This is a genomic window from Geodermatophilus sp. FMUSA9-8, assembly GCF_037034165.1.
GTDB lineage: Bacteria > Actinomycetota > Actinomycetes > Mycobacteriales > Geodermatophilaceae > Geodermatophilus > Geodermatophilus nigrescens.
Genome location: NZ_JBAGKE010000003.1, coordinates 462616 through 480038, shown reverse-complemented (window position 1 = coordinate 480038; position 17423 = coordinate 462616). Strand labels below are relative to the sequence as shown.

Annotated in this window: 14 protein-coding genes; 7 read left to right on the top strand and 7 right to left on the bottom strand. The window is 72.0% G+C overall.

All coding sequences use genetic code 11. The annotated features are described in order from the left end of the window. Window positions 1-20: 20 nt before the first annotated feature. The 3 genes from WA616_RS09565 to WA616_RS09555 all read right to left on the bottom strand — a co-directional run bounded on the left by WA616_RS09565 (window position 21) and on the right by WA616_RS09555 (window position 1739). The gene (locus WA616_RS09565; RefSeq protein ID WP_336029223.1) at window positions 21-476 is read right to left on the bottom strand and encodes a LuxR family transcriptional regulator; all 456 of its coding nucleotides are present in this window, start codon (window positions 474-476) and stop codon (window positions 21-23) included. Between the two features lie 223 nt (window positions 477-699). Further along, on the bottom strand, window positions 700-1356 hold the full coding sequence (locus WA616_RS09560) for a hypothetical protein (protein WP_336029221.1): 657 nt from the start codon (window positions 1354-1356) through the stop codon (window positions 700-702). 173 nt (window positions 1357-1529) lie between these two features. Further along, on the bottom strand, window positions 1530-1739 hold the full coding sequence (locus WA616_RS09555; protein WP_336029219.1) for a helix-turn-helix transcriptional regulator: 210 nt from the start codon (window positions 1737-1739) through the stop codon (window positions 1530-1532). Window positions 1740-2815: 1076 nt separating this feature from the next. Here WA616_RS09555 and WA616_RS09550 point away from each other — a divergent pair. From WA616_RS09550 to WA616_RS09530, 5 genes are all read left to right on the top strand, one after another. Then, window positions 2816-3910, top strand: a complete 1095-nt coding sequence (locus tag WA616_RS09550) for an ArdC-like ssDNA-binding domain-containing protein (protein WP_336029216.1) — start codon at window positions 2816-2818, stop codon at window positions 3908-3910. 16 nt (window positions 3911-3926) lie between these two features. Continuing rightward, entirely contained in the window at window positions 3927-5651 is a 1725-nt protein-coding gene (locus WA616_RS09545) for a ParB/RepB/Spo0J family partition protein (RefSeq protein WP_336029213.1), read from the top strand. A 262-nt stretch (window positions 5652-5913) separates the two neighbouring features. Continuing rightward, window positions 5914-6402: a hypothetical protein gene (locus tag WA616_RS09540; RefSeq protein WP_336029211.1), complete on the top strand. Its 489-nt coding sequence runs from the start codon at window positions 5914-5916 to the stop codon at window positions 6400-6402. A gap of 259 nt (window positions 6403-6661) precedes the next feature. Further along, entirely contained in the window at window positions 6662-7480 is an 819-nt protein-coding gene (locus tag WA616_RS09535) for an alpha/beta fold hydrolase (protein ID WP_336029209.1), read from the top strand. Continuing rightward, entirely contained in the window at window positions 7477-9294 is a 1818-nt protein-coding gene (locus WA616_RS09530; RefSeq protein ID WP_336029208.1) for an EAL domain-containing protein, read from the top strand. The genes WA616_RS09535 and WA616_RS09530 overlap by 4 nt, the downstream gene beginning before the upstream one ends. Before the next feature lie 260 nt (window positions 9295-9554). Here the strand turns inward: WA616_RS09530 and WA616_RS09525 are convergent, their stop codons facing one another. After that, on the bottom strand, window positions 9555-11108 hold the full coding sequence (locus tag WA616_RS09525) for a GAF domain-containing protein (protein ID WP_336029207.1): 1554 nt from the start codon (window positions 11106-11108) through the stop codon (window positions 9555-9557). A gap of 581 nt (window positions 11109-11689) precedes the next feature. Between WA616_RS09525 and WA616_RS09520 the strand changes: the two genes are divergently transcribed. After that, window positions 11690-12898, top strand: coding sequence for a PP2C family protein-serine/threonine phosphatase (locus tag WA616_RS09520; protein ID WP_336029205.1), 1209 nt, complete (start codon window positions 11690-11692; stop codon window positions 12896-12898). 197 nt (window positions 12899-13095) lie between these two features. On the opposite strand, the gene WA616_RS09515 is transcribed toward WA616_RS09520, so the two are convergent. Together WA616_RS09515 and WA616_RS09510 are read right to left on the bottom strand one after the other, a co-directional pair. Then, on the bottom strand, window positions 13096-13497 hold the full coding sequence (locus WA616_RS09515) for an ATP-binding protein (RefSeq protein ID WP_336029285.1): 402 nt from the start codon (window positions 13495-13497) through the stop codon (window positions 13096-13098). A gap of 291 nt (window positions 13498-13788) precedes the next feature. After that, window positions 13789-15909 (bottom strand): SpoIIE family protein phosphatase, encoded by a 2121-nt coding sequence (locus tag WA616_RS09510; protein WP_336029203.1) that lies wholly within the window; start codon window positions 15907-15909, stop codon window positions 13789-13791. 173 nt (window positions 15910-16082) lie between these two features. Between WA616_RS09510 and WA616_RS09505 the strand changes: the two genes are divergently transcribed. After that, window positions 16083-16490, top strand: coding sequence for a MarR family winged helix-turn-helix transcriptional regulator (locus WA616_RS09505; RefSeq protein ID WP_336029201.1), 408 nt, complete (start codon window positions 16083-16085; stop codon window positions 16488-16490). 171 nt (window positions 16491-16661) lie between these two features. Here WA616_RS09505 and WA616_RS09500 read toward each other — a convergent pair whose 3' ends face one another. Next, entirely contained in the window at window positions 16662-17372 is a 711-nt protein-coding gene (locus tag WA616_RS09500; protein WP_336029199.1) for a GAF and ANTAR domain-containing protein, read from the bottom strand. Window positions 17373-17423 lie beyond the last annotated feature (51 nt).

Sequence of the window (17423 nt, the reverse complement as noted above, 5' to 3'; positions counted from 1 at the left end):
GCGGCCCGGGCGCCCCCGGTTCAGTACAGGTAGCGGTCGATGCCGGAGCCTTGCGCCCACAGGTAGTTCATGCGGTCGGCGGTACGGGCGTGGGCGGCTTTCTCGGCGTCGCTGAGCATGCAGTCGGCGCCGGGCGGGGTGGCCCGCAGCCGGGCGGTGAGCAGGCGGGTGTCGTCGGTCGGGGCGAGGTCGAGCAGGCCCGCCAGCCGCGCGAGGACCGAGACCAGGTCGGTGCGGTCGGTCCGGCGGTAGCCGAGGTTGAGCTGCTCGGCGTGGGCGGTGACCAGTTCGGCGATGTCGGGGTCCAGCCGGGGGTGGCCGAGGGTGGCGGCAATGGTGGACAGGAGGTCGATGTCGGCGGCGGGCAGGCTGAGCACGGTCATCGGCGCGTGCTCGTAGCGGCCGTCGGGAGCGAGCAGCCGGCCCTCCGCTGCCCGGGACTGGGTGGGCGCCAGGGCGGCGAGGAGCCGCTGCACGGCGGCGAGGGCGACCCGGTCGGCCAGTGGCGCCGGTAGCCGCAGCGGCTCGGTAACGGGGCTTGAAACCCCACCGGTCGTCGTCCTCCCACGTGCCCAGGCACAGCAGGATCTCTTCCAGGGCGCGCAGCGGCGCCAGCGGTTCGCCGTCGAGGTCGACGACGAGCACGGTCTGCTGCCCCGGCAGGGGAGCTCGCTCGGTCCGGGGTGGCCGGTCGGCTGCTCAGCCACGGTCAGACCACCGTTCGGTGGCCGACTGGCCGGTCAGGCCGGCGGCCCGGCCGATGTCGGCCCACGAGGCTCCGGCCGCGAGCGCGGTGCGTACCGCCTCGTCCAGTCCGCGGGCGGCGGCGGCGTGCCGGGCCGCGGCCTCCTCGACGTCTTCGAGGGCTTGCCATCCGGCGATGTGGCGTCGCCATTCGGTGATCACCCGGTGCTCGTCGGCGGCGTCCAGATCGGCCCACGGGCCGGTAACGGCGAGCCGCTGCGCCGCCGGGTCGGCCAGCCCCGGTGGGACGCGGGTCCAGGGGGTGCCGCGCCAGCCGCAGGTGCAGCCGGCGACCCAGCCGACCACCTCCGCGTCCGGCCGCCACTCCTCGGCCTCCTCAATCACCTCGCAGTGCACCTGGCCGCCAGGCTCGGCGGGCATGATCCCGTTCCCGCCGATCACCGTGCGGTCCTGCCAGAGGCCCTCGACGGTGCAGCCGTCGCGGTAGGCCAGCCGCACCCGGTCGCCGTCGTAGGGCCCGTCGTCGGGCCGGCGGGCTATCAGCACGCCGCGGGAGCTGGTGGTGCCGGCTCCTTGCGCGCCGTCGGCGAGCAGCGGAACCACCCAGCCCTCGTGCGCTTGGCCGTTCACGACCGGGCCCATCCATCCCATCGCTTGCTCCTCTCGGTGTTGGGAGCGTCGCCGTTCCGGCGCTGCCGGAACCGGTTCTGTTCGGCTTCTGTGGAGGACCGTCGTCGTCCACAGCCGGGGCTGGCCGCCGGGCCGCACCGTGTGCCCGAGTGCGCAGCGGTGCCGTGTCCGGTCCCGCCGCTCTCCGGTGGGGGCTATCGGCGGGGGGACTGGTCTGCTTGTGCGTCGATCCAGGTGCGCAGGTCGGCGCGGCGGTAGAGGACGCGCCTACCGAGCCGGAAGCTGTTCGGGCCGGTGCCGAGGTGCCGCCAGTACCGGAGGGTGGCGACGGGCGCGCGGAGCACGTCCGCGGCCTCGGTGATGGTGAGCAGCTCGGGCTCGTGGTCGGCGGTGGGGTCGGGCATGGCTGGCTCCCGGAGGATCGTTGGTGCTGGGCGGTGCCTTCACCACAGAAGGCGCCATTTCGGGCCCGTTGGTGACACCTCACAGCCAGCTTTCTCTGACGGTCTCCGGTTGTTCTCCTGTAGCGGTGTGACGCACACGAGCTGGCCGGCGTGACCCTTGCCAGCGACGGAGGCGCCTTGACCTACCGGCGCCGGGGTCGGCGCCGGGACAGCCGGGTGGACACGGCCCCGGGTCCCGTGGCTGGATTCGACCCCGTCCCAGCAAGCGGTCTCCCGTGACCGCCTGCAGTTCGTCTCCAGGCGATGCCTGGTTGTCCGCCGCGACCGGCGACCGTGAGCAGGACCCGCGCTGCCCCCGCTTGTGAAGCAGTTCTTCGGGAGGCCGTCCGCACCCAGGCGACCCGGGCGCCCACAGGACTGGAGGTCCGCTGCCAGGGTGACGGCTTCTCCAGTAGTCCTCCTGTTGTTCCCCAGTCCCGCCGAGGCAGGCCGCTCGAATGGGGGCGCTCCTGCGCAACTGGTCCCTGTGGACAACAGCTTCTGTCCACCAAGTCCAGACCGACGCCCTCGGTCGAGCGCCGGCCTGGCCACGCTCGACCCATGGCGCACGACATCGCATCCGGGGCACGGCGACACCGGGCGGCTCGTTACTGGTTCGGCAGGGCCGCTCGGGAGGTGTCGCGTGACCCGGGCGCGCTATCTGGCGGGCGCGCCGTCGGCGTCGTCGCGCCGGGGCCGGTGGGGGAGGGCAGGAGCGCCCTGCGGGCCACGCTGCGCGCGGCGCCGGCTGCGCCGTCGTCAAGGTCCGCCTGCGGCGGGCTGCGCTTGCTGGTCCCCCGACCCGTCCGGCAGCTCAGCGTAGGGGCCTCCCGCGCCGCCTCCTCCCGACCGGACCAAGATCCTTCCGCCCTTCGGGCGCTCCGCTGCGGAAGCAGTCTTGGTCCGGTCGTCCCCCGCCGTCGCTCCCGGCCCCTGAGCAGAGCTCTGCGCCGGACGGGCCGGGGGAATGGGTGGCAGGACACCTGCTCCGCAGTCCCTCCCGTACCGGCTTCAGCTCCAGTTCCGGGAGGGTCCAGATGACCAGCACCAGCAGCACGGCAAGCAGCAGCCGCACCGGCACGGGCGGGCGGGGCAAGCGCGCCCCCCTCAGCGCCGCGCAGCGGGAAGCCGCCGACGCCGCGCGGGCAGCCAAGATCGCCGCCCTGCACGACCAGATCGGCGAGCAGGTCGAGGCGCTGACCGCCGACCCCCAGTGGCGGGCGATGCTCGATGCCGCCGCGAAGTTCCACACCTACAGCCTCAACAACCAGCTGCTGATCGAACTGCAGGCCGCGCGGCTGGGCTTCAGCCCGACCCGGGTCGCCGGGTTCGGCACGTGGAAGGCGCTGGGCCGCAGCGTGGTCAAGGGATCCACCGGGCTCGCGGTGCTGGCGCCGTGCACCTACACGCCCAAGAGCACCGACCCCGGCCAGGCGGCACCCGCCGCCGCGACGGCGACGGGCACGTCGACGGGGACGGCGGGGGAGCCGGCCGGCGGGGACGCCGACCAGCGTGCCGGGGCGCGGGTGCTGCGCGGGTTCCGGGTCGCGCACGTCTTCGACATCTCCCAGACCGACGGCGACCCGCTGCCGGAGATCCGCCCGGAGCTGGTGACCGGTGACGCCCCCGCCGCCCTGTGGGACGCGTTGGCCGATCAGGTCGCCGCGCACGGCTACACGCTCACCCGCGAGGACTGCGGGCAGGCCAACGGCCTCACCGACCCGGCCGCCCATACCGTGCGGGTCCGCCCGGACGTCGCCGACGCGCAGGCGGTCAAGACCCTCGCCCACGAACTCGCGCACATCGAGTGCGGGCACACAGCCGACGGCTTCGACTACCGGGGCTGCCGCGGGCGGGCCGAGGCCGAAGCCGAGTCGGTCGCCTACATCGTCACCGCCTGGGCCGGACTGGACGCCGGTGCTTACACCGTCCCGTACGTCGCCGCCTGGTCGGCCGGGGACGTCGACGTCGTCCGCGCCGCTGCGACCACGGTGACCGCCGCAGCCCGCCGCATCCTCGACCACCTCGACGGCGCCGAGGCCACCGAGACCCCGCCGGGGGATGGGGAGACGTCCCCGCCCGCCGGACCGGTCGCGCAGCCCGGGGGCGCCCGCGTCCTCGCCACCGCCTGAGCGGGGAGAGCGCGACATGACCGTCACCAGCACCCCCGCCGACAGCACTGCCACCGAGAGCACCGCCACCGAGAGCACCGCCACCCCGCAGAGCATCGAAGGAGAACCCGCCATGACCACGACCACGACAGTTGCCGCCCTGAACACCGGCCGGGAGACCACGCCCGACGAGCCTTCCGCGACCGAAAACGCTCAAGGTGCCGGGATCGAGCAGCGCGAGACCGAGCACGTCGACCCGGCCGGCACCGGCAACGCACGCGCCGACACGGCCGAGGGCAATGGGCGGGCACACCGGCTGGTGTGGCTGGACCCCCAGGAGCTGGCCGTGCACCCCCGCAACATCCGCGACGACCTCGGCGACCTGTCCGGGCTGGCCGACTCCATCGCCGCCCAGGGCGTGCTGGAAGCCCTCACCGTGATCCCGCACATCACCGCCGACGGCACACCGGGCCATCAGCTGGTCGCCGGACACCGCCGGGCGGCCGCCGCGATCCTCGCCGAAGTCACCCCGGTGCCGTGCGTGCTGCGCCCCGACCTCGCCCTCGACGGGAACGCCGCCGACGGCGACCGGACCGCCCAGGCCAGCCACGTTGGCGCGATGCTGGCCGAGAACCTGCACCGCCGCGGTCTGTCCGCGGTGGAGGAAGCTCGCGGGGTGCAGGCGATGCTCGACCTCGGCGTGCCCCTGACCAGGGTGGCCAAGTCCACCAGCCTGGACCGCAAGCGGGTCGCCAAGGCCGCCGGCGTAGCCCAGCTGGACGGCGACACCGCCGCCGCGGTCGCCGGTGCCGGGCTGACACTGGACCAGGCCGCCGCCGTCGCCGTCTACGCCGACGACCCCGACACCACCGCAGCCCTGATCGCGGCAGCGGGGGAGGGGCCGGGGCGGTTCGCCCACGCGCTGACCCGCGCCAAGCAGGCGAAGCAGGAAGCCGAACACGCCGCCGCGTTGCTCGCCGAGCTGACGGCCGCCGGGCGCACTGCCCTGGACGAGGACACCGGCCGCGCCGCCACCCGGCTGGCCGACCTCGAGCACGACGGCCAGCCGCTGACCGCCGACGGCCACGCCGGCTGCCCCGGCGCGGCGGTCTACGTGAACACCAGCGGCTGGCAGGGGCCGCAAGCCGTGGAGGTGTGCACCGATCCGGCCGGCAACGGCCACCGCGACCGCTGGACGGCCACCGCCCTGCCCGGCAACGCAGGCAGTGAGCCGGCCGGCGACGCCGAACGGGAGGCCGCCGCGGCCGAGCGGCGGACCACCATCGAGAACAACAAGGCGATGGCCGCCGCTAACGAGACCCGCCGGGAGTGGGTCAAGGGCCTGCTGCAGCGCAAGACCGCGCCCAAGGCTGCGCTGCGGTTCGCCGTCGAAACGATGGCCGCCGACCCGCGGGCGCTGTCCCGCTGGCTGTCCGGGCAGCCCAACCGCGCCCACGACTCTGCCGCCGCCGACCTCGGCATCGACGCCCCCGGCCAGTGGTGGGCCACCCGGGACAAGCCTTCGCTCACGCTGACCAGCGGTGAACAGGTGCCCGACGCCCGGCTCCCCGTGGCGCTGCTGGCCCACATCGCCGGAGCCATCGAGTCCGGGCTGCACCGCCAGTCCTGGCGCAACCCCGGCGCCAGCGACGCCCGCTGGCTGCGGTTCCTGGAGTCCTGCGGCTACACCCTGGCCGACATCGAACGACAGATCATCGACGCCGACCAACCCACCGCCGATCCCGCTCCGAACGCAACCTGACCGACGTTCGGCCGTCCCCGCACCCCCGCGGGGGCCGCCACGCCGAGGCAGGGGCTGGGTCGGCCTACCGGCTGGCGGCGGGGGTCGCGCGCGGCCCCGCCGCTGGCGCGTCGAGGCCACCCGTCAGCAAGCTGCCGGCGGGCCTGCCGGCCCGACGCGCTCACCAGCACCGCGACCGCCGTCGCACACCAGCACCGGCCGCGCTGTCAGACCCCAACGGCACACTTCCCCCGACCCCGCCGGCCGGGAAAGGAGAACACCAGTGATCTTCGAACCCAGAGCCGCCGACCTCGACCCGGTCGGCGTGGAGAACGCCCTGCTGCGTGCCGCTCTGGGCGACTACTGCGACGAGGCCGCGATCCTCCTGCTGATCACCTCCGGCCACTGGCTGCCGCAGCTGCAGCACGCCGGCCTGATCACCGTCGACGGGAACGTGGAAGGGGAGGGACTGTGGGCCCACATCTACTGGCCCGACGTCGACGGGGCCCTGCGCATCGGCACGATCACCGGCAGGAGCAGTGACCAACAGGTCCTGCGGGCAGCCGCCAGCATCGCCGACGGCCATCCCGTCGACCTCGGCGACCTCGCCGCCGGCCTCGACCGCCACGCCCTCACCCTCGTCCTCGCCGCCATCGCCCACGCCGCCGGCAGCCACGAGCACCACCACATCCCTCGCGCCGTCGGCGGCGTCCCGAAGCTTGGTGACCGGCTGCCGCCGCTGGTTCCCTGGCCCCAGCCGAAGCTTGAGTGAATTGGTCACGAGACGGCTGAGGAGCCCACCGGCGGGAATGCATCGAGCACGGACGACGGTTGGTGACCCGTGACCTCATCGGCTTGATGCACGAGGGCACGGGCGATTCCTTGCGCCGCTGCTGGGGTCCGACGTGGCTCACCAGAAGTGGTGATGCTGTCGCGCTTCGGCGTCCATGACCGGTGAAAGGCGACCGATGGAGTCGGTAGTTCCCTTGTCCACCCGGGTCGAGGGCTCCTCGACAAGACCGGAGATTCTCTTGCTGACCACGACCGTTCTGGACCGCAACAACGTCACCATCTCCGGCCGCCAGGACGGCCCGGTGCTGCTGTTCGCGCACGGGTTCGGTTGCGACCAGGACATGTGGCGCAAGGTGATTCCGGTCTTCACCGACGACTACCGGGTGGTCGCGTTCGACCACGTGGGCGCCGGCCAGTCAGACCCCGCCGCCTACGAGAGCGGCAAGTACTCCTCGCTGGAGGGATACGCCCAGGACCTGCTGGAGATCTGTGCCGAGCTGAACCTGCGCGAGGTCACTCTGGTCGCGCACAGCGTGAGCGCGATGATGGCCGTAGTCGCGGCGGTCGCCGAGCCGTCCCGGTTTGCGCACCTGGTGCTCGTGGGTCCGTCCCCCTCCTACATCGACGACCCGGCCACCGGCTACGTCGGGGGGTTCTCCCGGACCGACATCGAGGACCTGCTGGAGTCGCTGGACAGCAACTACTTCGCCTGGGCCGCAGCCATCGCGCCGATGGTGATGGGCAACCCGGACAGCCCGGAGCTGGGCGAGGAACTGGCCGGCAGCTTCTGCCGGACCAACCCCGACACCGCCCGGGAGTTCGCCCGGGTCACCTTCCTGTCCGACACCCGGCACCTGCTGTCGCAGGTAGTCACGCCCACCCTGGTCCTGCAGTGCTCGGAGGACATGCTGGCCTCGGTGGAGGTGGGTCAGTACGTGCACCAGCAGATCGTCGGCAGCACCCTGGTGCAGCTGGCCGCCACCGGACACTGCCCGCACGTCAGCGCACCGGAGGAGACCGCGGCGGCGATCGCGGACTATCTCCACCCGGATCGTTGACCGCGACCGACCAGGCGACCCCGTCCGCGAACCCCGACGGCGGCCCGGTGGTCGCGCCGGACTTCGAGCTGCTCTACCAGCAGGCACCCTGCGGCTACCTGGTCACCGCCGACGACGGCAGCATCACCGCGGTCAACGACACCTTTCTGACCTGGACCGGCTACACTCGCGCCCAGCTGCTCGGCACCCCGATGCAGAAGCTGATGCCGGTCGGTGACCGGATCCTGTACTCCACGCACAGCCGACCGCAGCTGCTGGTCACCGGCGCCGTCGCCGAGGTGGCCATCGAGATCGTCGACGCCGCCGGAGCGCGCCGGGCGGCGCTGCTCAGCGCCTCCCGCACGCCGGCCACAGATCAGGAGCCGGCGACCGTCCGGGTCATCGTCTTCAGCGCGCACGAGCGCCGGAAGTACGAGAAGGAATTGGTCGCGGCGCTACGCCAGGCTGAGGAGTCCGAGGCACGCAGAGCCGCCGCCGAGGCCGACCTGCAGTTCCGGGCGTCACACGATGCCCTCACCGGTCTGCCCAACCGGGCCGGCCTGCTCACCGGCCTGGCCGCCGCGCTCACCGAGCACGCCACTCACCGGTCGGGCCTGGGTCTGCTGTTCATCGACCTGGACCACTTCAAGGCGGTCAACGACAGCCTTGGACACTCCGCCGGCGACGAGCTACTGATCATCGTGGCCCAGCGGCTGCGGGCCGCGGTCCGCGAGGGAGGCACCATCGCCCGGCTGTCCGGGGACGAGTTCGTCGTCGTCGACCAGCTCGCCGACACCGACGACGCCGCCGCCCTGGCCAATCGCCTGCTGGAGGCCCTCGCCGTGCCGGTAGTGCTCGACGGCCTGGAAGTCGTCGTGTCGGCCAGCATCGGCGCTGCGGTCGCGGAACCGGCAGACGACACCCCCGACCGGCTGCTGCGCCGCGCCGACATCGCGATGTACCAGGCGAAAGGCGCCGGCCGCAACAGCTTCCAAGTGCACGACCCCACCCAGACCGACCCAGCCGTCGACCGGCTGCGATTGCTCGGCGAGCTCCGCCACGGAATCGAGAACGGGCAGCTCCGCCTGCACTACCAGCCCCGCGTCGACCTCGGCACCGGCCGGCCGCTGGGCGTCGAGGCCCTGGTCCGCTGGCAGCACCCCACCCGTGGCCTCCTCACACCCGTTGCGTTCATCGACCTCGCCGAGGAGTCAGGCCTCGTCCGCGAACTGGGCGCCTGGGTCCTGGACCACGCCATCGCGCAGGCCGCAGCTTGGCAGCGGCTGACCCCGAAGGCTCCCCTGGAGATGGCGGTCAACCTCTCGGTGCGCCAACTCGCCGACCGGCGGCTGGTCGGCCTTGTCGCGCACGCACTGACCACCCACGGCTTGCCCGCGGACCTGCTCACGCTGGAGATCACCGAAACGGCGCTGATGGGTGACCCGCAGGCCGCCCTGGACACACTGCAGAACCTCAAAGCGCTGGGAGTCAGCCTCGCCGTCGACGATTTCGGCACCGGCTACTCCAGCCTCACCTACCTCAAGCGCTTCCCCATCGACGAGCTCAAGATCGATCAGTCCTTCGTTCGCGGACTCGGCACTGAGGGCGGCGATGAGGCGATCGTCACCAGCTGCGTCCAACTCGCCCACGCCCTCGGCCTGCGCGCGGTCGCCGAGGGCGTCGAAACCGACGCCCAGCGAGTAGCCCTTCTGAACTTGGCATGCGACTCCGTGCAGGGCTACCTGTTCAGCCGTCCCCTGCCGCCGGAGAATCTCTGGGCCTGGCTCACCACCCATCCGACGGCACACACCAAGCAATTCACGGTCCAGGCGTAGCCACGCCGCAGGCGTCCAGTACTCGTCATCCTGATTTCGTTGCCCCCGGGACTGTCGACGCAGACGACGAGCGCCGTTGACAGCCGTCCGGTGAAATCAGCGGAAGGACAGCACCGGTAGAGGCTAGGAGCCGGTCGCCGCCGACGACGTCGCCCGCCGCAACGACTCCGACCGTCACTTCTCGCGGGCTGCATGTTCGCCGGACCGTTCGGGCTCAAAGCCGATGCCGCCGAAGTCCTCGCCGCGTCACTCAGGTCGCGTCAGTCCAGGATCGCTCTGGTGACTGCCGCCTGTTCGGTGAGCACGCCGCCGATGACGGTCTGTGTCTCGTTGATCCGTTCGACCGCGGTGCCGATCTCGGCGAGCGCGGTGGTGACCAGGTCGACTTGTGCCTGGATCGCCTTGATCTTGGCGTCGACCTCGGTCGTGGCGGTCGCGGTCTCGTTGGCCAGTTCCTTCACTTCGTTGGCGACGACGGCGAAGCCCCGGCCTGCCTCGCCGGCGCGGGCGGCCTCGATGGTGGCGTTGAGCGCCAGCAGGTTGGTCTGCGCGGCGATGCCGCTGATGACTTTGACGACCTTGCCGATCTCCGCGCTGGATTCTCCGAGGCTGGCCACCACCTGGTTGGCCTCCGCGGTCAGCCGGTGTCCGTCGCTGGCCACGGTCGTGGCCGAGAGCACGTTGCGCTCCACTTCCTCGATCGAGGTGACCAGCTCGCGGCCCGCGGTTTCCAGACGTGACGTGGCGGCGAAGCGCTCCAGGGCCTGTCCGAGCAGGAACGCGGTGTTCCGCAGCGCGTCCTCCCGTCCCGGCGACAGGGTCAGCGTCGTCGTGGCGAAGAAGTCCATGGTGCCCACGACCGCGCCGCCGACCATGATCGGCAGGCAGACGCCGGACTTCACCCCGACGCGCTGGGCCGCCGGTGCACGCACGCAGTCGGTCACCTCGGCGAGATCAGCAACGAACACCAGGTCCCGCGCCCGCCACGCACGGCCGGACAGCCCCACGCCCTCCCGGAACGTCGCAGCAAGCGTGACCTGGCGGAACTCTTGCCCGGCGTCACCGGACTCCTGCGCGAAGCGCAGCGCGCCCAGGGTCTCGTCGATGCGCCAGACGGAGCCGTACGCCCAGCCGAATCCGGTCCGAATCGTGTCCAGCGCCCGGCCGAGCGCGTCCTCCTGGGTCGTCGCGCCGGAGACGTCGCGCAGGACGCGGTTCACCGCCGCCATGTCCTGCGCCGCCTCGGCCTGCCGCTCGGCCACGGCAAGCCGCTCCAGCGCCTGGGACACCAGCACACCGATGCTGCGCAGGGTGTCCATCCGCCGCGCCGACAGCTCCACGGTCTCGGTGGCGAAGAAGTCCATCGTCCCGGTGACCTGCCCGGCCTCCAGAAGCGGGAAGCAGATACCGCTACGTACCCCCACCCGCTGGGCCACCGGCGCGCGCACACAGTCACTCACCTCCCCCAGGTCGGGCACGAACACCAGGTCCCGCGCCCGCCACGCCCGGCCGGACAACCCCACACCCTCGCGGAACGAGGCGGCCAGGGTGACCCGCCGAAACTCCTCACCGGCATCTCCCGATTCCTGCACGAAACGCAGTGCACCCTCGGCATCATCGATCCGCCAATAGGAGCCGTACGCCCAGCCGAAGCGTTCCCGGACCACGTCCAGCGCGGTGTGCACCGCGTCCGCCGGCGACGTCGCCGACGAGAGAGCGGTCACCACCGCAGTCACCGCGTCGACGTTCGCCCGCGCGTCGACCAGATCCTGCTCATCGCGGCCAACCTGCGGTCGACTCTTCAGGCTCAGCAACGTCACTCCTGGTCAACGGGCGCACCGACCGTGCGGACAGGGAACTGCGAGGACGCGACTCGGTTGCGAGTCACGCAGTTGATCTGCGTGCCTATCGGCCGAGAATGTGACTGTATTCAGTCCACTCCTGTTCCATTTCGTCGACGGTTCAACCGGTAGGACGCCGTGAGCGTCGCAGCCCCGGAACCGGGTCGTAGAGCCCGCCTTCGACGAGCAGCAAGGGGAGCATGTCCTCATCGAGCTCGTGGGCAACTGGCACCCGTCCCTGGCGCTGTGCGCCACCGCGGCGGGGGACTGATCACGGGGCTGCGGGCAGCGGCGCGACCGCCTTCTCCGCCTCTCCGACTCCCTCGGGCGACAGCCATTCCGTCGCGGCGCTGGTGCCGACGATCGAGCCCCGGGACAGTCCCACGTGTGTGGGGCGTCCTGGCGGGTACGCGGTTCACCCTGCTGAAGACGTCGCTTCGTGGAGCTCTTGAGAGCTGCTTCTCGACCGGCGGCGGCCCGCGACGATGCCCGGCCCGTCCATCACGTCTGCCGCGCGAGGAGCGGCGCGTCCGCCGCCCAGGGAGCCTGAAGCCGTGACGTCCCCCGAGTCCGACATCCCGCCGAAGGATCCGATCCGGCGACTGTTGCGCGAGGCTCACCTGCTCGCCGCCGACGACGTCGCACCTACCGTCGCGGCGCGCGCCGCCGACCTGGGCTTTCCTGAGGCGGTCATCTACCTGGCCGACTACGAGCAGGTCTCCCTCCTGCCGCTGCCCGGGCCCGGTGTCCCGCCGCGTCAGGAGCTGTCGGTCGAGGGAACGGTCGCCGGACTGGCCTACCGGCGGATGCAGGTGACGCACACGGAGCGCCCCGGCAGCGGGCACCACCTGTGGCTTCCGCTGCTCGACGCCGCCGAACGGCTGGGGGTCATCGAGCTGCAAGTGGAGGCCGGCACGGCAGAGGGCGAGGACGAGGCCCGCACGCTGGCCTCGCTGGTGGCCGAACTCGTCGTCGTCAACGACCTGTACAGCGACGCCTTCTCCCGGCTCCGCCGGCGGCGGGTGATGACCCTGGCCGCGGAGATCCAATGGGATCTCCTGCCCCCACTGACCTTCGCCACCGACCGCTTCGTCATCGCCGGCGCCCTGGAACCGGCCTACGAGATCGGCGGCGACACCTTCGACTACGCCGTCACCGACGACACCGCCGACATCCTCATGCTCGACTCGGTCGGGCACGGCCTGGCCTCCGCGCTGCTGGCCGGCGCCGCCGTCGGCGCCTACCGGCACGCCCGCCGCAGCCAACTCGACCTGCCCGACATCAGCCAGGCCATGGACGCCGTCATCGCTCAGCAGTTCAGCGCCAGCCAGTTCGCCACCGCCGCGATCGTGCGCCTGGACCTGGAAACTGGGCAGCTGCGCTGGGTCAACGCCGGCCACCCCGCCCCGCTGATCCTGCGACACGGGTCGCTTCTTCATCTTCCTGCCTGCCCACCGGCCCGGCCGCTGGGGCTGCAGTCGGGCAAGCCACTGGAGTGCGAGACCCGGCTGCAGCCCGGCGACCAGCTGCTGCTCTACACCGACGGGATCATCGAGGCACGCTCGCCGCAAGGCCAGTTCTTCGGCGAGGAACGGCTCGCCGATTTCGTGCTCCGCGCCGTGGCCGCCGGTGACGCCGCCCCGGAGACCGTCCGCCGCCTGATGCGCCAGGTACTGACCCACCAGTCCGACCAGCTTCAGGACGACGCCAGCATCGTCCTGCTCGAATGGCGCACCGGACGCGAACTGCAACTGCTCGCGTGAACGGCGGCCGAGTCCCGGCCGGCGCACACCCGACACAGCGTCTGCCGACGGCGCACGCGTGTCTATGGGACCGTGCGTGCCTCACCGCGATCATCGGCATCAGCGACCGGCAGACCACCACTTCGGCGATCGGGGAGTGGAGGGTGACCGCCTCATGCCGGGTCGCGTATTGGGCGCGGATCCGACGGGCCTAGCAGTCACCGGAGTCGGGGGGAGTCCTTGCTGCCGTCCCGCGGTCGAAGTCGGGAAACGGCGGTCGGTAGGCTCTCGGCCTCGCGATGGTCGAGGCGGGCCCACACAGTTCTCCGGGTGCCGTCCTGGAACCAGCCGTGTGCGCTGCACAGCCGAGCAATCAGGTACAGGCCGAGTCCGCCGTCCGCGGCGTCCCGGCCGATCGCGGGCGCCGGAGGCTGGTCCGGCGCGGCATCGCTGACGGTGAGCAGCCAGGAGTCTCCGAGCATGGTCACCGATGCGCGCACAGGTGGGGTGCCGTGCCGCAGCCCGTTGCTGACCGGTTCCTCGAAGGCCAGCAGCAGCCGTTCGACCGCGCTGTCATCGACCCCGTCAGGCCGGTCGCCATCCTGGAGTGCGGAAGCCAGCTGACGCCGGTCGGCGGTCAGGTCGGCGGGACCCGCCGGCTCCCACTGGCCGATCGGCGACGTGCCTGCGTGGCGGCTAGGCGGCGGCCGGTGTCCCTACAGAGGTTCGCTCATCGCTCCCGTCCCGGACTGCGGCCCGCTGATCGACAGAGCGGTTCCGAGTCCGCGGGGGAGAGCCCGCCGACGGTCCGGACGAGCCGTGCTGTTACAGCTCCGTCTCGGAAAGCGGACGACGGCGACGGAGACCTCGCGCTCCAGGTTCGATGCCGAGCATGTCGAGTGCGATGCGGCCTACCGTCCGCCGTCGACGGCGTCGGGGATCGCGACGGGTCCGGCCTCGGCCGGACGGGGCCGGTCCTGGCGGTGGAGCCGGATGGCGACGATCGCGATGTCGTCGAGGGAGCGGCCCTCGACCAGGTCGTCGATGAGCAGGTCGGGCAGCTCGCTCAGCGAGCGGTTGGCGTGCCGGGTGAGGGCGGCGCGCAGCCGGGCGAGGCCGTCATCGAGGAACTCGTCGCGGCGTTCGACGAGGCCGTCGGTGTAGAGGATGACGGTCGCGTCGTGGTCGAGGGTGATGACTGACTCGGTGCGCCGCGCGCTGGGGTCGACGCCGAGCAGCATCTCACCGGGTTCGGTGGCCAGGGCGGCGACGGTGCCGTCGCGGTGCACCACGAACGGCGGTGGGTGGCCGGCGTTCGCCCAGCGCACGCGGGTGACGCCGCGCGCCCGCTCGTCGGCGGTCTGCTCGAGGCGGGCGACGGCGGCGGTGGCCAGGGTGGCCACGTCGAGCAGGGCCATCGAGCTGTCGAGATCGGTCAGGACCTGGGCCGGGCCGGGACTGCCGGTGGTGGCGATGCCGCGCAGCAGCCCGCGGAGTTGGCCCATGGTGGCGGCGGCCTGGATGTCGTGGCCGACGACGTCGCCGATCACCAGGACGGTGGCGCCGTCCCGCTGGAGGAAGGCGTCGTACCAGTCGCCGCCGACGGCGGCGGACCTCACGGCCGGCAGGTAGCGGACGACGATCTCGGCGTGGTCGGGCTCGGGGGGAGCGGTGAGCAGGCTGTGCTGCAGTTGCTCGGCGACCTGCCGCTGCTCGTCGTAGAGCAGGGCGTTGTCCAGGGCCAGTCCCGTGCGGTCGGCCAGGTCCTGCACGTCGGTGAGATCGTCGTCGTTCAGGCGCCGCCGTCCGCCGAAGAGCAGGGTGAGCAGTCCCAGGGTGCGGCCGCGGCCCTGTAGGGGGACGAGCAGGACCGAGCGCGGCGCCAGTCGACGCAGCAGCTCGCGAGAGGCTTCGTCGTGCAGGAGACCGAGGGCTTCGTCGCCGTCGACGGACACGGGAGAACCGGTGGTGAGGGCTTGCGTAACCGTCGGGATGCTGAGAAGGACAGGCAGGCGCGCGGCGGCGTAGTTTTGCAGCAGGGGTCGTGTCTGCGGGTCGGCGTGCCAGCTGCCGGCGCTGCGGGGAAGGCGACGGGCGTCGAAGACGGTGACGATCGCGCCGTCGGCCAGCGTCGGCACGACCAGCTGGGGTAGCCGGGTGGTGGCCGCGTCAGCGGTGAGGGACCGGCCGAGCTCGATGCTGGCCTCCGCCACCAGCGCTAGCCGCTGATTGGCCCGTCGCGCTGCCTCTTCGGCCGACCGGCGGGCGGTGACCTCCAGGAAGTACACCGAGACCCCGTCGGGACTGGGCCAGGCCCGGATCTCGTACCAGCCGTTCAGTGGGGGCGGGTAGTGGGCCTCGAACGACACCGGCTCGCCATCGGCCGCCCGGCGGTAGCCGTCCTCGAAGACCGAGCCGACGGTCGCGGGAAAGGCATCCCAGATCACCTGGCCGACCAGCTCGGCGCGGCTGCGCTGCAGGAGCCGCTCGGCCTCCGCATTGACGTAGGTGAAGCGCCAGGCCCGGTCCAGGGAGTAGAAGCCGGCCGGCATGGCCTCCAGCACCCGGACCACGCCCTCGTCCGCGACGTGCTGATCGGTGACGTCGTAGGCGGCGCCGAGCAGTCGCGTCGCCCGCCCATCGACGTCGCACAGGGCACGCCCGCGCGCGGCCACCCAGCGCAGGTCTCCGCCAGGCGGCCGTACGCGGTAGAGCGCCTGGAAGTCACCGCAGCTCTCGATCGCGTCCTCGAGCGCGTCGCCGACCCGTGCCACGTCGTCCTCGTGCAGCCGGTCGTTGAAGCCGGCGATGGTGTGGTCGAACTCGCCGGTGGCGTAGCCGAAGATCTCCTCCAGCCGCTGGTCCCAGTCCAGATGGCCGGTCTCCAGGTCCCAGTCGAACGTGCCGATGCCGGCGGCGCCGATGGCCAGCTCGCTTCGGAGCTGGGCGGCGACCTCGTCCAGCGGTACCGGGATGTCGCCGTCCCCCACGGCCGCGTCGGGCGCGCCGCCGTGCCTCGACGTCTCGTCCACCAGGTCCTCCGGTTGCGGGCACGTGTCTGCGCCAGCTCGTTGTGCTCGACCGGCCGGGACAGCCTAGAGCAGGACGGTCAGGAATCCTGACGCCGGACGCCCGCGAGTGCTCCGCCGTCACGGCGGCCATGGCGACCGCCCTCTAGCCTCGGGTGATGGGCCGAGACGTACCTGTGGCCGAGCCGCCGCTGGCCCGCTTGCTGCTGCTGGCCAGCCGCTGGTTCGACGCCTGTACCCTGGACGAGCTGGCTCGCCGTGGCTGGCCGCGGCTGAGTCCCGCCCAATCCCTGCTGTTCGCCTTCCTCGAACGGGACGGCGTTCCGCCTGCCGAGCTCGCTCGTCGGCTGGGTCACACCCGGCAGGCCGTGCAGGACCTGGTTGACGGCCTGGTGCGGATGGACTTGCTCGAGATGCGCAGCAACCCGGCGCGGCGTGGCGGCCGGCTGGTCTGCCTGACCGACGCCGGCAGCTCGCTCGCGGGAGAGGCCTACGACATCCTCACCGAGCTGGAGCTTCGCATCGGCACCCGGAGGGCCAAGACATTGCGGCGCTGCCTGGGCGAGTTCGAATGGACGCGCTGATCGCCCGCGCACCGCAATGCAGCCACTGCCCCTGTGACCTCCGAGAGGTCGGGAGTGCGCGTGCGGGCGGCATGGAGCGGGTAGCGATGCGGCACGGGCGCCGGTGATCCCGGGTAATGGGCGTCCCAGGCCCGGCGGTCCGGCAGCGTGGCCGCCGGGTCGCCTTCCGGGTCACCGCTTGTTCGGAAGGATCCCGGTCAGAGTGACGTCCTCGGCGATGTCACGGAGCTTGCGGTTGAGCTGCTGGCTGGTGCAGGCGAGCAACTGGAACGCCCGATCTGCGGTGATCTTGTGGGCGTTCATGAGGATGCCGACGGCCGCACCGATCTGCCGGCTGGTGCTCAGCGCCTGGGTGAGATCTGTAGCCTTCACCGCGGCGTCGGCGTGCAACATCAGGACCCTGGCGTGGGCGGCGAACAGTGCGCCGGTGCCGAATGCGTCGTCGTCGAAGGCCCCGGGGCGGGCGGTGTAGAGGTTGAGCGCCGAGCGATGCGGCTCGTCGGCGAGGTGGAAGGACAGGACCCCGCGAAGCGGTGTGCGCTCCTGCGAGGCTGAGCAGAAGGCCGGCCACCGGTTCTCGGTGGCCACATCGGAGATGTGGACCGCGGCGCGGTCGCTGGTAGCGGTGAGACAGGGCCCCTCGCCCAGCTCGTACTGCAGGTCGTCGACGGACTGCGCGACATCGCCGGACCGTGCCAGGGTGCGCGGCTCGCTGTCGGCGGGCCAGACCGTCACCCCGGCCCACTCGCAGCCGGGCACCGACGACGTCGCGAGTTCGACGAGCCGCTGCAACGCGGAGGTTCTGTCGCCGCCGGCACGCAGGTAGTCATTGAGAGCGAAGAACTCCAGGGCGAGCTCGGTGGCGGGCTGTCCTTCGCTCATCGGCCTCTCCCGTTCATGCATCTTCCATGGCGATGGCCGGCAGATCCCCAA

Bases quoted from the DNA above. Each gene is read 5' to 3' on its own strand.
- WA616_RS09560 (WP_336029221.1), bottom strand. From the start codon at position 1,356: ATGGGATGGATGGGCCCGGTCGTGAACGGCCAAGCGCACGAGGGCTGG.
- WA616_RS09555 (WP_336029219.1), bottom strand. From the start codon at position 1,739: ATGCCCGACCCCACCGCCGACCACGAGCCCGAGCTGCTCACCATCACC.
- WA616_RS09550 (WP_336029216.1), top strand. From the start codon at position 2,816: ATGACCAGCACCAGCAGCACGGCAAGCAGCAGCCGCACCGGCACGGGC.
- WA616_RS09545 (WP_336029213.1), top strand. From the start codon at position 3,927: ATGACCGTCACCAGCACCCCCGCCGACAGCACTGCCACCGAGAGCACC.
- WA616_RS09500 (WP_336029199.1), bottom strand. From the start codon at position 17,372: ATGAGCGAAGGACAGCCCGCCACCGAGCTCGCCCTGGAGTTCTTCGCT.